The sequence below is a fragment of the Novosphingobium sp. PP1Y genome (assembly GCF_000253255.1).
Classification (GTDB): Bacteria; Pseudomonadota; Alphaproteobacteria; order Sphingomonadales; family Sphingomonadaceae; genus Novosphingobium.
This window is the reverse complement of sequence record NC_015580.1, coordinates 632,765-646,439: the sequence shown is the minus strand read 5'-3', so window position 1 is coordinate 646,439 and position 13,675 is coordinate 632,765. Positions and strand designations below refer to the sequence as shown.

Sequence of the window (13,675 nt, the reverse complement as noted above, 5' to 3'; positions counted from 1 at the left end):
CAGAGTGCCCGAGCGCAGGAGCGCCCGCCATTACCTGGCGGGTTTGGCCGGCGGCTTGGCAGCGGCCGATTTGGGCTTGGCCGTCGGCTTGGCCTTGGGCTTTGCAGGCGCCTCGGGCTCGCTGTCCCGGGCAATCTTCTCAAGCTCCTTCTCAGGGGAGACGAACACGTCCTCCCCCTTGGCCTTGCGACCGATCGAGTACCTGTAGATCGCGTAAGCGCCAGCGCCACCAACGGCCCACTTGAGTAGTTTCACGAAGCGTCCCCTCGTTACCTGAACCAGCATCACCGCCCTGCCCGGATGCTTCCGGACAGGCCCGCTACTGCCAATTGGTAGTCGATAAGCGCGCGATTGCAACGCAGGAGCGGGCGGTTTTGCGCCCGGTGCAGGCCGAGCGGATCAGCCTTCGGACACCCATTCGCGCCGCAATGCCGGGCCCGCCAGCGCCATGAGCACGGCGGCGATCAGGTAGAGGACGAGACCGAAGAGCATCGAATAGCGCAGCGATTCCTCGCCATAGACCGGCGCCAGCGCCGTGGAGAGAGCGCCCAGCGCATAGATGCCGCCGCCCAGCCCGATCAGGTTGTTGATCAGCAGGAACAATGCCGATGCCGTGGCCCGGGCGGGCGGTTCGACGAGATGCTGGATCGCCGAGGTCACCGGTCCGAGCCAGATATAGGCCAGTGCCTGCGGGACGAGGAACATGAGGAAGGCGAGCGGCACGCTCGAAGTCCAGATGCCCCCGGCGAACAGGGGCACGGCAGCCACGAACGCCATCGCCGGCACCCAGGCGTAGAAGGCACGGTTGGCCCGGCCGAGACGGTCGGCGAGCAGCCCGCCCGACAGCACGCCCACGCTTCCGCCCAGGAGCAGAACCGCGCCGATGAACCAGGACGTCTCGACCAGATCGAGGTGGAAGCTGCGCTGGAGCAGGCTGGGCAGCCAGAAAGCGAGGCCGTAGCCCAGCATCGAGCTGGAGGCGGCGCCGAACGAAAGCAGCCAGAAGCCGCGCTTGCGGGCGAGCAAGGCCGCGATCGCGAGGAAGCGCACGCCCTCCCCGTCTGCCGGAGACGCCGGGGCGGCAGGCTTGGGGCGATCGCGCACGACGAACTTGAAAAGCGGCGCAATCAGCAGCCCGGCAATGCCAACGACGAGAAAGGCCGCGCGCCAGTCCACCCTTGCCGCAACATAGCCTCCGGCCAGCACGCCGGTTGCCGAACCCAGCGGAATGCCCAGCGAATAGACCGAGAGCGCGAAGGCCCTGCGTTCGCTGGGAAAATGATCGCCGATCACGGCATAGGATGGGGCAACCCCGCCCGCCTCCCCGACGCCGACGCCAAGCCGGGCGAGGAAGATGTGCCAGAAACCCTGCGCCGCGCCGCAGACCGCCGTGAACAGGCTCCAGATCACCAGCGATCCGGCTATCACCCAGGACCGGCTCGTGCGGTCAGCCAACCACGCCAGCGGCACGCCCAGCGTCGAATAGAGGATGGCGAAGGCAAGCCCGCCGAGCATCCCCATCTGCGCGTCGTCGAGACCGAGATCGGCCTGGATCGGTGCGGCCAGGATCGCGAGGATCTGGCGGTCGACGAAGTTGAACACATAGACCAGCAGCAGCATCGCCAGAACGAGATTGGGCGAAGCCAGTCGCCGGGGCGCAGTGCTGGTCATCTCAGTTCACGTGCTCCTGGCAGAAGGACCTGATGGCCGGCAGGGCCGCAGGCTCATCGAGGATCGGGGCATGGCCGACGCGCGGCACTTCCACGGCGGCATAAGGCCCCCTGTGCCGACTGGCCATCTCCTCGACCGTCGCTCTCGACAGGAGATCGGACAGCGCACCGCGAATGACAAGCACCGGCATCCGGTCGAGCAGGTCCCACAAGGGCCACAGGTCGGGCGGTACGACAGTCGCGTCCTCGTCCGAAAAGCCCTGCGAGATCGCCGGATCGTAAGCGAAGGAAACGGTGCCATCGGCATTCTCGGCGCAAGTGCGCCTGGCAAAGGCCATCCAGTCTGCGCTGCCGAAATCGGGGAAGGCGGGCGCGTTGATCGCACGGCACCGGGCTGCGGCTTCGGTCCAGGAGGCCATCGCCCCGCGCGGGCCAACATAGCTCTTGATGCGATCCAGCCCTTCGTCCTCGAGAACCGGGCCGATATCGTTGAACACCACGGCCGATGCGAGTTCGGGCCGCAGCGCGTTGATGATCAGCGCCATCAGCCCACCCATCGAAGTCCCGATCATGCCGACGCGCTCGATACCCAGTCCATCGAGCAGGGCCAGCATGTCCTGTGCGTAGACGTCCGGCCGGTATTGCGCAGGATCGGGGTCCCGGTCGGAGAGGCCCCGTCCGCGCTGGTCGGGCACGATCAGCCGGTAAGTGCCGGCCAGGTGCGCTGCGAGCGGCTCGAAATCCGCACTGTTGCGGGTCAGGCCATGCATCATCAGCAGGACCGGGGCCTCGTCGCCCGCGGCTGCGGGATAATCGCGCGCGGCCAGCTCAAGGCGCCCGCAGGCGCTGCGATAGCGGTGGTCGCGGTAGTCCATCGAACAATCCTTTCACCTGCAGCGGACCTGGCGGGATCTTGCGGGGGGTGCTCCGTAAGGGTGGAGACGAAGACCCCGCCAGGCTGCCGCGCAGTTGCCCCGATCAGAATTCCACTGTCGCGGTGAGGAAGACCTGGCGCGGATTGCCGTAGAACGCAGTCAGCGTACCTTCGCTGCCGAGCGTCGGGATCGGGTAGCCATTGGCACCCAGATTGACCGCGCCCGTCTCTTCGTTCTGCGAGATGTAGCTGTAGCCCGAAGTGATGTATTCCTTGTCGAGCAGGTTCTTGCCGTGCAGGCCGATGCTCCAGCCGCTGCCCGGCGCGGAATAGACCAGGCTGGCATCCCACAGGGCATAACCCTTCTGGTCGAGATAGGGGCTGGGGAACTCGAACTGGTGGGTCTTCGAGCGGTAGGACACCGTCGTCGACATGCTGAGATCGCCCTCGCCGACCGGGGTCGAGTAAGACAGCGTTCCGCTGGCGGTCCACTTGGGCGTATTCTGGATATTGCGATACTGCGCGACGTCGACAGTCTGCCCGCCGATCAGCGTCTCGTACTTCTTGAACTTGGCATCGATGTAACCGATCGCGGTCGAGAAATTCAGCCGGTCCCCTGAGGCGACGAGGTCGCGTGCCAGGCGGGCATTGGCCTCCAGTTCCGCGCCCTGCATCCTCGCCTTGCCGGCGTTGGAAACGACACCGCAGAAGGTCGGCACGCCATTCACCGTGCAGGCAACCGATCCGGGGATCTGGATGTCGGTGTAATCCATGCGGAAGATCGCACCGGCAACATAGAGCGCGCCGCCGAGCAGGTTGCCCTTGTAGCCCAGCTCGTAGCTGTCGACCGTCTCCGGCTTGAAGCTGAGGTACTGGGCGATTTCGGCATCGCTCAGGCTGCCGTCGCCATCGAGGTCGTTGGCGTTCTTGCCGACGCCGCGCGGATCGAAGCCGCCGCCCTTGAAGCCCTTGGAATAGCTGGCGTAGATGTTGTGATCGGCGCTGGGCTTGAAGCTGAGCGACACGCGCGGCGTGAACTTCTTGAATTCGTTGCTGCCGCTGAAGTCGGTGTCGGTCGAGAACAGCACGCCCGGATTCTGGAAGCCTGCCGAGCCGCCGAGAATATAGTTCTGCTTGAGGATGTTCGCCTTACGCTTGTCCCAGGTGTAGCGCCCGCCAAGCGACAGGCTGAACTGATCGGTCAGGTCATAAGTGAAATCGCCGAAGATCGCGTAAGTCTTGGTACCGACGTCGGCTTCGGTATGACCGGTGAGCATCGGCAGGACATCGGCAAAGGTCGTGTAGAGCCGGCTGTCGAAGTAGGTGTCGGCCGTGGCGTCGAGATAATAGACGCCGACAAGACCCTGCAGCGGCCCGCCGTCATCCCACTGCAGCTGGAATTCCTGGCTGACCTGCTCGTTGTGATAGAACGCCGGCACATCGAGGTCGACGGTCGGCAGCGCATCGAAGTCGATCGGCGAGGCACTGTTGTCCTTGCGCCAAGAACTGATCGACTTGAACGTCAGCGCGTCGGTCAGCTCGGCCGTGGCGTTGATGGCAAAGCCATAGGCCTCGACGTCCTGCTTCGGATCGGTCAGGCCGCCGCGCGTATCGAACACATCGGAAAGGACCGGCGCGCCCGAAGCGAAGCCGGGGATCAGGCGATGGCCGCCGCGGGCATTCGACTTGTCGTGGGTGTAGTCGCCGGAAATGCGGATCAGCACCGGCGCACCGTAGCCGCCGATGTCGAGGCTGCCGCGCGCCGCCCAGACGTTCTTGTTGTAATTCTCCGCCCCGGTAGTGAGGTTCTTGCCGAAGCCGTCGCGGGTGAGCCGCGCTACCGAACCGCCCACGCGCACGAGGTCGCTGATCGGGGCGGAAACCGTCACGACGCCATCGACCTGGTCGTAAGTGCCGATGGTGCCCTTGACCTTGACGTAGAAGTCCTGCGGCAATTGCTTGGTCACGTACTTGACCGCGCCGCCGATCGTGTTGCGACCGTAGAGCGTGCCCTGCGGTCCGCGCAGCACTTCGATGCGTTCGACATCGTAGATGTCGAGTACTGCGGCCTGCGGACGGTTGAGGTAGACGTCGTCGAGATAGATGCCCACGCCCTGTTCGAAACCGGAAACCGGATCCTGCTGGCCAACACCGCGGATGAAGGCGGAAAGCGTCGAGTTGGTTCCGCGCGAGGGCTCCAGCGTGACGTTGGGGGCCGACTGCGCGATGTCGGTGACATCGATCGCGCCGGACTTCTCGAGCTGGGCGCCGCTGAAGCTGGTAACCGCAATCGGCACGTCGACGAGGCGCTCCTCGCGGCGGCGGGCCGTCACGATGATTTCAGCGCCGGTCGTCTCCTGCGCTTCGGCTGCTGCCTGCGCATCCTGAGCGAGAGCCGGAGCGGCCAGCCCCAGCGATCCGGCAAGAGCCAGAGTACTGCAACCGAATGTGAGAAAATGCGCCTTGAGCATCACTTCACCTCCCAATGAACCTTGTCGTTGCCGCTATCGATACCGAGAGTTGAATCAGGTTTCAACATTGAAGATTTGCCAATCGCCATTGAAGGGGATAGCTGTGGCATTGTGACCACAGCAGATGCGCCCGAACCCAAGATTTCCGCCCCCTCCGACAAGGCTCCCAGAACCGAGCGGGGACGAAAGACGCTGCGCAAGTTGCTCGACGCCGCGGCGCTCGAATTCGGCGAGCACGGGTTTCACGAGGCATCGATAACGGGAATCACCCGAAGGGCCGGAACGGCGCTGGGCAGTTTCTACACCTACTTCGATTCGAAGGATGAGATCTTCCGCGCGCTCGTCGACGACATGAGCGGCAAAGTGCGCGAGGCAGCCAAGAAGGCCCTGGAGCCGCCCCTTCCCGCGCTCGACCGCGAACGCGCTGCCCTCGGGGCGTTCCTGCACTTCGCGCGTGAGCACAAGGAGATCTACCGGATCATAGACGAGTGCGAATTCGTCGATCCCGCCGCCTTCCGCGCGCACTACGAAACAACGGCAGCGCGCATGACCGACAGGCTCAAGGCCGGTATCGCCAGCGGCGAATTGCGCGAGGACCTGGGCGAAGCCCACGCCTGGGCGATCATGGGCATGAACGTCTTCCTCGGCCTGCGCTACATGGTGTGGTCCGACGAAACCAATCCGGACGAAATGGCGGAACTGGCCTGCTCGATCCTGCGCGAAGGCATCGCCCGCCCCAAGGGCGACTGAGAAGCCGCGCAGCGGCCCTCGATGGCTTGATCAGGCACCGGAGTGTGGCCGTTAACTTTTGCGGCCCGGCAGTCCTCCAAGGGGACAGCGCCCCCGCGCCGCTGGTACTTCACGCCGTTTTAAGCGATCATCGCCAGAACGGTACCGGCAGATTCGTCAAGGACAGGACTACGTGAACGGACGCATCCTCCTCGCTTCGGGCTTTATCGCCCTGGCCGTCATTGCCGGCGTCCTGATGCTTGCCGCGTCTCCCGACAAGCCGCAGCCCGCATCGCTCTCCGAAGCCCGCGTGGCAGCGGCCAAGGCCGATCCGGCAACGGTGGCCCCTGCCTCCGAAGCCCTCGCCGCACAGGCCGCAACGCCTGTCGCCAAGGCCGACGAGCCTTTCGTGATCAAGCGGATCCTGCCCATCGACGGCCCGATCAAGTACGGCGAATGGCACTGGGACGACACCGATGTCCCCGACGGTCCGATCGTCGTGACCGTGGACCTCGACGCCCGCGTCCTTTCCGTGTTCCGCAACGGCTACGAGATCGGCGCGACTGCCGTGCTGCTCGGCACCGAGGACAAGCCCACCCCGCTCGGCGTCTTCCCGATCACGCAGAAGGACAAGGACCACGTGTCCAACATCTACACCGGCGCACCGATGCCCTACATGCAGCGGCTGACCGACGACGGCATCACCCTGCACGGCTCCAAGGTCGAGCTGGGCTATGCCAGCCACGGCTGCATCGGCATGCCCGAGCCTTTCGCCGCCAAGCTGTTCCGGACCACGAAGCTGGGCGACAAGGTCTACATCACCCGCGGCAAGCAGGTTGGCATGGGCGACAGCCTCGTCGGCGCGTGACCGTCAGGCCCTGGGGCGGCGGGCCGCGCGCACCGGCGCCTTGCTGAAACTCCAGCGCCCGGCATTGGGACGCACGACAAGCGCGCCAATCGACGCCGGACTGCCCTGAACCAGCGTCTCGAACAGCCGCGCCACTGCACTGCCGCGCGGCTCCGCTCCGTCCAGTTCACGCACGATCCGGGCAAGCACCCGCAGGACGACGGCACGCGGCGCCTGCGGCCGGTAGCCCAGGCCCATCGGCTCCTTCTTGACGCACGAACGCCATTCGAGCGCCGCCATCCAATCGAGCGCGGCATCGGCCTCGGCAATGTACTGCGCGCTCTGGGCGATCGCGGAAACATCGAGCCAATCGGCATCGGCAAGTGCCTTGCGCACCCGCACCCGATCATATTTGTCGTCCGCATTGCTGGGGTCCTGCGCCGCCGGGATTCCGGCCTCGGCTACTACCTCGGCCAATTCCGAGCGGCGCCAGCCGAGCACCGGGCGCAGCAAGGGAATGTCGCTATCGGGCACCTGCCCGCGCCCGCGGGTACCGGCCAGCCCGGCGACTCCGCTCGCCCGGTTCAGGCGCATCAGCAGCGTCTCGGCCTGATCGTCGGCATGATGCGCGGTCGCCAGCGCCGCCAGCTGCCGCGCCTCGATCCATCGGGCAAGCGCCGCATACCGGGCGCTGCGCGCCTCGGCCTGGACATTCCCGGGCGCCACCTCGACCCGAAGCGTTTCGTGCGGCACGCCCAGGCGCGCACATAGCGCGGCGACGTCGGCCGCTTCCTGCGCGCTTTCGGGGCGCAGGCCGTGATCGACGGTTGCCGCCCCGACCCGGCCCGGCAGCGCCGCAGCGGCGAGGAGGAGCAGCGCCGTACTGTCAGGGCCGCCCGACACCGCAATCGCCAGTCGTGCGGGCTGCGCATCGATCGCCTCGGGCCAGAGCGCGGCCAGTCCCTCGCGGAACCGGGCTACGCGCTCGGCCTGAGGAATCAGCCTCGCGGCCGAGGGATCAGCTGCAGGAGAGTCCATTGCGCGTGGCGTCGTACAGGCTCTTGAGACGACCTGCCGCTTCGGCCGCATAGGTCTGGCTGAATTCGGCCAGCGCGATACAGGCGCGCTTGGTATCCTTGAGCTGCTTCATCGAAACCGCCAGGTAGAGCAGGCTGTCAGGCGCACGCTCGCCGTTCTTGTCGGCCTGGTAGTTCTGGACGAACCACTTGGCCGCCTCGAGCGCATTGCCATCGTCGAGATAAGCGCGGCCCAGAAGGTTGCGTCCCCAGCTTGCACGGCTGCTCTTCGGGTACTTTTCGAGGAACAGCTTCAGCTGCTGCTCCGCCTCGGGATAGAACTTGGCATCCCAGAGACGGTAGCCGTAGCTGTACTCATCGTCGGCCGGATCGTCCGTCTGCGGCTTGACGATGGCCTGCACCGCCTGAAGGCGGGACGCGGAAGGAACCGCTGGCGCGGACGGCTTGGCCGTTACCGGAGTTCGGTTAAGCGAGGATGGCTGGTTGGCGACGCCGCTCATCGTAGAGAGGTTGGCGGCAGGCGCGCTCGTTGCGGGCGCCGAGGTCGCCGCCAGCGAAGCCGCACCCGAAGCGGCCGCGACCGGCGCGTCGGCCGCCAGCTTCGCTTCCAGCTGGTTCAGGCGGTTGGTATTCTGTTCCACTTGCGCTGTCAGGCGGCTCATCTGCGCCTCGACCGCGTCCATGCGTCCGAGCAGGTCGGTCACCGGCGTGCTGGTGGGCACTTGCGGCCCGCTAGACGCCGAAGGCGCAGGCGTGGAGATCTGCGGCTCAAAGAACTTGCCATCGCCGCCCGGGAAGACCTTGCGCTGCAAGGCCCGAACTTCGGCCTCGACCTTGGTCAGGCGGCCTTCCGTGGAATCCTGCGCCAGAGCCGGCACCGTCCCGCAAACCAGCAGGGCTGCAACGACCGAGGTCGCCAGTAGGCGTCCGCTCATGAACCGCATCCCTCGCCCAGCCCGAAGTGAACCAATCATCGCCAAATCTACTCCAAGTCGGGGCCCACCGCCCCATCACCATTGCCCCCGATGCCATTGCCCCCAATGGCATCGCACTCTGGCCTGCGCCGGCAAAACCGGCGATTAACCATGCGCGATACGCCGGATGTTTGCAGAAAGCGGACGTGTGTGTCGAGGCAGCCTTACTCGGAAACCGTGGAAACCGCAGGATCGGACGGCCGCGGACTGGGCGTTGGCGAAGGCGTCGGAAGAGGCGCAGTTGTGGACGTCGGCCTCGCTTGCGGCGCGGGCCTGGCCGATGCAGCCTCGCTCGGTGCGGCAGCGGCAACGCTGGGCTTCGCACGCACGGTGGCGGATGCCGTTACCGCAGGGCGCGGCGCGGCAGCCCGCGGTGATGCGAGCGGCGCTGGCGCCCGCGATGCCGCGACCGGTGTAGGGCTGGGCGTCGGCAAAGTGCCGGGACGATCCGCCTGCGCAGACGGCACCGGATCGCGCGTCGGCGCGACGATCGTGCGCGGCGTCTGGGCCGGCGCGGGGGCCGCCTGGGTCGACGCGCCTGCCGCACCTCCCGCTCCCCGAGCGAGGACATCGGCTGCCGCCAAGGAAATGCCTGAAACCAGCGTCGGCTTGTCGGAGATCTCGGGCACCGCCTGCCCGCCCACCGTCAACTGCAGCGCGTCAGGGCGAGCCGTGCGCAGTTCGGGTCCCGCGGCATCCTGAGGCACGGTCCAGCTTTCGCCGAGCGCCAGTTCCTTCTGCAGAAGCTGCTTGCCGTCGGCGTCAGTGACCTTGACCCAGACCCTGTCGGCCGTGGCGGTCATCACGACCGGCCCCGTGTTCGCCGCCATCCGGCTGGGCGCGGCCGCCGGGCCCGGCACAGGCGCCTTGCTGGCGGTTGCCACCGGCTTGTCGGCGATCAGGTCGGGCAACTTGCCCTCGGGCGAAAGGAAGCTGCCCCAGAAGGCCAACAGCAGGCCAACCACCACGACAACGCCGGCCGCTGCGATCCAGGCCATGCGCACTGGCGGAACGCGGGCCGGATCGCCGGGCTCGAAGCTCGGTTCGACGAGTTCGGAGCGCAAATGATCTCCCGCGTGGAGCTGTTCGCGAACCTGCTCGGCGATTTCCACTTCGTCGATGCCGAGGGCGCGCGCGTAGGCACGCGAAAACCCGACGGCGTATGTCCGCGCCGCGAGATCGTTGAAGCGATCTTCCTCGATGGCGATGAGATGGCGTTCGGCAATCTTCGTCTGCGTGGCGATATCGGCGCGGGTCAGCCCCGCAGCCTCACGCGCCTGACGCAGCCTGCTGCCCGCAGTCGTCGGCGATACTGCCGCTCCGTTGCTTTCGACGTCTTCCATTCCGCTCCCGAAGGGACATGAGGTGATACGGCCCCGATCCGGCCCAACCCAAGACGCACGAGTCCCCGAAGTCAATCAGAAGGCAGGTTTCTGATTCAAGGGCATGCGGTGGGTCGTGCCTGACCGGCGACGGATATCCTCTGCTTGCGCCAGAGTTATGTCAATCCACGAGAATTTCTCGATCCGCAGCCCAGCGCGCCAGCGTCGCGCGCATGTTCTCCGGCGGGTTGACCAGCCACCCGTTCATGGCCTCACGGATTTGCGAGATATCGACCTTGCCGATGATCTCCTTGATCGGACCGACCGACGCCGGAGTGATCGACAGCCGCGTGATCCCCAGGCCAAGCAGGGCGAGGGCTTCCAGCCGCCGCCCGCCCATCTCGCCGCACACGCCGACATCGACGTTGTGACCCTCGACGTTGCGCAGAACCCGCCGCAGGAAACGCAGGATAGCCGGGCTCAGCCAGTCATAGCGTTCGGCCAGTTTGGGGTTCGAACGGTCCGCCGCAAACAGGAACTGGGTCAGGTCGTTGGTGCCGATCGACAGGAACGAGATCTTCGGCGCCAGCAGGTCGAGCTGCTCGGCAAGCGCGGGAACCTCGAGCATGACCCCGTAGCGGATCGCTTCGGGCAGGACCTTCTTCTGCGTCTTGAGATAGGCGAGCTGATTGTCGAACACCGCCTTGGCGGCGTCGAACTCCCAGGGTTCGGCCACCATCGGGAACATGACGTTGAGCGTGCGCCCGGCAGCCGCCTCGAGCAAGGCACGGGCCTGCGCCTTGAGCAGGCCGTCGCGCTCAAGCGCCACGCGCAGCGCGCGCCAGCCCATCGCCGGGTTTTCCTCCCCCTCGCCGTCGTCGTGCCGCAGGTAGGGCAAGGTCTTGTCGCCGCCGATGTCGACCGTGCGGAACATCACCGGCTTGTCCCCTGCCGCATCGAGCACGTCGCGATAGAGGCGGGTCTGGCGTTCACGTTGCGGCAGCGTGGCCGAGACGAGGAACTGGAATTCGGTGCGAAACAGCCCGATGCCGTCCGCGCCGGTGAGGCTGAGATTGGTGATGTCCTCGCGCAGGCCCGCGTTGATCATGACCGTGATCCGCTCACCGTCGCGCGAAACCGGCTGCACGTCGCGCAGCGCCGCATAGGCAGCCTGGCGCTCACGGCTCTTGGCGAAACGGGCCTCGAAGGCCTCGATCATGCCCGCTGCGGGCCGCACCATCGCCGTGGCCTGGTCGGCGTCGAGGAGCAGCAGGTCGCCTTCGCGCACGATACCACGCATGCTGCGGACCCGTCCGAGCACCGGCACGCCCATGGCGCGCGCGACGATGACGACGTGGCTGGTAAGCGAGCCTTCCTCGAGGATGACGCCCTTCAGGCGCCGCCGGTCGTACTCAAGAAGCTCGGCCGGGCCGAGATTGCGTGCGATCAGGATCGCATCGCTGCGCAGTCCCATCGAGGCCGCCGTGCCCATCTGGCCTGAAACGATCCGCAGCAGGCGGTTCGCCAGGTCCTCGAGGTCGTGCATGCGGTCCGCCAGCAACGGGTCGTCGATCTGGCGCATGCGCATGCGGGTGCGCTGTTGCACGCGTTCGATCGCCGCCTCGGCGGTCAGGCCCGAATCGATCGCCTCGTTGATCCGGCGCGTCCAACCTTCGTCGTAAGCGAACATGCGGTAGGTCTCGAGGACCTCCTCATGCTCTCCGCCCACACCGAATTCCGCCTGGCTGGCCATGCGGTCGATCTGCTCGCGCATCTTCTCGAAGGCGAGGATGACGCGCTGGCGCTCGGCCTCGGTGTCTTCCGCGACGACATGTTCGATGGTCACCCGTGGCTGGTGATAGACCGCGGTACCCGATGCCAGTCCCTTGACCAGGGTCAGGCCATGAAGCTGCTCCGGACCGTTGCTGGCCGCATCGAAGGAATGGGTATCCACTTCGTCGATGAGGTCCGCATTGGTGATGAGCTCTGAGAGCACCATCGCCACTGTCTGCAGGGCCTCGATCTCGACTTCTTCGTAGCGGCGCGGATCGACGTGCTGCACGCACAGCACGCCAACCGCACGTTCGCGCCGCACGATCGGTACACCCGCAAAGGAATGGAACTTCTCTTCCCCCGTTTCCGGACGATAGGAGAAGTCGGGGTGCGCCGTCGCTTCGGCGAGGTTGAGTGTCTCGATATTGTCGGCAATCGTGCCGACGAGACCTTCACCCACCGCCATTCGCGTGACGTGGACAGCCTCCTGGGCCAGGCCGCGCGTTGCGAAGAGTTCCAGCATCCCCTCACGCAGGAGGTAGATCGAGCAGACCTCGCTATCGAGGCACTCGCCTATCACTTCCACCACGTTGTTCAGCTTGGCCTGCGCATTGCTGCGCGAAGCCATGACCTCGTGGAGGCGGGTGAGAATGTTTCGTGCTGCTTCGACGGCTCCGCTGGTCATACCCTGAGAACTACCCCAATCGGAGCGCTTTGGGAACGGAGCGGGACCGTGAAATCAGGTTAATTCGGAACTTATCTCTGCGACGCGGGGGATCGCGCGCCTAACAGCGGGCGATTTCTTCCTTGAGTCTGAGCTTTCGCTTCTTGAGGGACTGGATTACCGCATTGTCAGGCAACGGCCGGGCCATCTCGTCGTGAAGCCGGCGTTCGATCCCGGCATGCTTGAGTTGAAGGGCGCTGACGTGCGAACTATCCATGGACGGTTCTCCTCTTGAAGGGGCCGGATCCGCGCCGAGCTCCCGGATTGGCGACTCGACTCCTGTCGGATACGACGCAAAGTCATCCAAACATATTCAGGCCACCTTGCGAAGAGGATGATTGATTCATATTCGGTGAATCGCATGGTCGCTGCGTTGAGCAGGCCAGTAGCCAAACCAGCGCCGCGGCCCCAAACCGCGCAAAGTTATGAGGAATTCCGGCGTGACCGAAGAGGAAATGCGCAAGCGCCTAGAACTCCTGAGGATCGAGCATCGCGATCTCGACGCTGCCATCGACGCTCTCAATGCCACGGGAGCGTCCGATCAGCTGCAGATTGCCAGGCTCAAGAAGCGCAAACTCATCCTGAAGGATCAGATCGCGCAGATCGAGGATTACCTAATCCCGGATATAATTGCCTGATTCGACGGATTTCTGCGGAGGAATGCTGCCTTTCAGTTAACATCGGCAAACCATGAAACGTGCCACGCAGGGACAGTCCCGAATCGGGCCGTGGATTCTTGCCAAGACGCTGTTGCCCGCGATTCGACCTTCATAAATATCGAATGCAATGTCGAAACCGCTGACCATAAATCCGCGCATCGTCGAAGCGCTCTACTGCGAAGCTCTCACGCTTTCGGACGAAGTGCGCCATGCCTTCACGCTGCCCGGCCAGCTGGGGCGGGCCGGACACGACGAGGACGACGCGCGCGTCGCCCTGTCGAGCGAGGGCCTGCGCACGACGACCCGGATGATGCACGCGATCGCCTGGCTGCTCAATCACCGGGCCTTCTTCATGGGCGAGATCACCGACTACCAGCTGCGCCGCCACGGCCGCCTGTCGGCCGAAATGCGCCGGTCCGATGCACAGCAGCTGGCCCTGCTCGAGCCCGAAACGGTCGAACTGGTCCAGGCGACGCGGCGCTTTTACGAACGCCTGCTCTGGCTCGATCGCAACTGGCGCCTGAGCGAAAGCCATGAGCCCAGCGCGATAGAGCGGCTGCGCGAACGCATCGAACAACGGCTGGCCGGCTGATCG

General features: G+C 65.5%; 13 protein-coding genes. 4 read left to right on the top strand and 9 right to left on the bottom strand.

Annotated features, from left to right (window positions below; genetic code table 11):
• Positions 1-30: 30 nt before the first annotated feature.
• The 4 genes from PP1Y_RS09285 to PP1Y_RS09270 all read right to left on the bottom strand — a co-directional run bounded on the left by PP1Y_RS09285 (position 31) and on the right by PP1Y_RS09270 (position 5,015).
• The gene (locus PP1Y_RS09285) at positions 31-255 is read right to left on the bottom strand and encodes a hypothetical protein (RefSeq protein ID WP_148274930.1); all 225 of its coding nucleotides are present in this window, start codon (positions 253-255) and stop codon (positions 31-33) included.
• Between the two features lie 144 nt (positions 256-399).
• Positions 400-1,671: an MFS transporter gene (locus tag PP1Y_RS09280; protein WP_013832003.1), complete on the bottom strand. Its 1,272-nt coding sequence runs from the start codon at positions 1,669-1,671 to the stop codon at positions 400-402.
• A 1-nt stretch (position 1,672) separates the two neighbouring features.
• Positions 1,673-2,545 (bottom strand): alpha/beta fold hydrolase, encoded by an 873-nt coding sequence (locus PP1Y_RS09275; RefSeq protein ID WP_013832002.1) that lies wholly within the window; start codon positions 2,543-2,545, stop codon positions 1,673-1,675.
• A 103-nt stretch (positions 2,546-2,648) separates the two neighbouring features.
• A complete protein-coding gene (locus PP1Y_RS09270) occupies positions 2,649-5,015 on the bottom strand; it encodes a TonB-dependent receptor (protein WP_013832001.1) in 2,367 nt (788 codons plus the stop codon).
• 111 nt (positions 5,016-5,126) lie between these two features.
• Between PP1Y_RS09270 and PP1Y_RS09265 the strand changes: the two genes are divergently transcribed.
• Positions 5,127-5,765, top strand: a complete 639-nt coding sequence (locus PP1Y_RS09265) for a TetR/AcrR family transcriptional regulator (protein ID WP_013832000.1) — start codon at positions 5,127-5,129, stop codon at positions 5,763-5,765.
• Between the two features lie 172 nt (positions 5,766-5,937).
• Complete coding sequence (locus PP1Y_RS09260; protein ID WP_041558717.1) at positions 5,938-6,612, top strand: L,D-transpeptidase family protein; 675 nt, start codon at positions 5,938-5,940, stop codon at positions 6,610-6,612.
• A gap of 3 nt (positions 6,613-6,615) precedes the next feature.
• Here the strand turns inward: PP1Y_RS09260 and tilS are convergent, their stop codons facing one another.
• From tilS to PP1Y_RS25315, 5 genes are all read right to left on the bottom strand, one after another.
• Positions 6,616-7,629, bottom strand: a complete 1,014-nt coding sequence (gene tilS / locus PP1Y_RS09255) for a tRNA lysidine(34) synthetase TilS (protein WP_041558716.1) — start codon at positions 7,627-7,629, stop codon at positions 6,616-6,618.
• Positions 7,610-8,563, bottom strand: coding sequence for a tol-pal system YbgF family protein (locus tag PP1Y_RS09250; protein WP_013831997.1), 954 nt, complete (start codon positions 8,561-8,563; stop codon positions 7,610-7,612). Before PP1Y_RS09250 ends, tilS begins: the two co-directional genes overlap by 20 nt.
• A 203-nt stretch (positions 8,564-8,766) precedes the next feature.
• Positions 8,767-9,945 (bottom strand): helix-turn-helix domain-containing protein, encoded by a 1,179-nt coding sequence (locus tag PP1Y_RS09245; protein ID WP_013831996.1) that lies wholly within the window; start codon positions 9,943-9,945, stop codon positions 8,767-8,769.
• 160 nt (positions 9,946-10,105) lie between these two features.
• On the bottom strand, positions 10,106-12,382 hold the full coding sequence (gene ptsP, locus PP1Y_RS09240) for a phosphoenolpyruvate--protein phosphotransferase (RefSeq protein WP_013831995.1): 2,277 nt from the start codon (positions 12,380-12,382) through the stop codon (positions 10,106-10,108).
• Between the two features lie 100 nt (positions 12,383-12,482).
• Entirely contained in the window at positions 12,483-12,638 is a 156-nt protein-coding gene (locus tag PP1Y_RS25315) for a YdcH family protein (RefSeq protein WP_007013154.1), read from the bottom strand.
• Between the two features lie 223 nt (positions 12,639-12,861).
• On the opposite strand from PP1Y_RS25315, the gene PP1Y_RS09235 reads away from it, so the two are divergent.
• Positions 12,862-13,059, top strand: coding sequence for a YdcH family protein (locus PP1Y_RS09235; RefSeq protein ID WP_173364724.1), 198 nt, complete (start codon positions 12,862-12,864; stop codon positions 13,057-13,059).
• A 148-nt stretch (positions 13,060-13,207) separates the two neighbouring features.
• Positions 13,208-13,672 (top strand): DUF1465 family protein, encoded by a 465-nt coding sequence (locus tag PP1Y_RS09230; protein ID WP_013831994.1) that lies wholly within the window; start codon positions 13,208-13,210, stop codon positions 13,670-13,672.
• Positions 13,673-13,675: the final 3 nt, after the last annotated feature.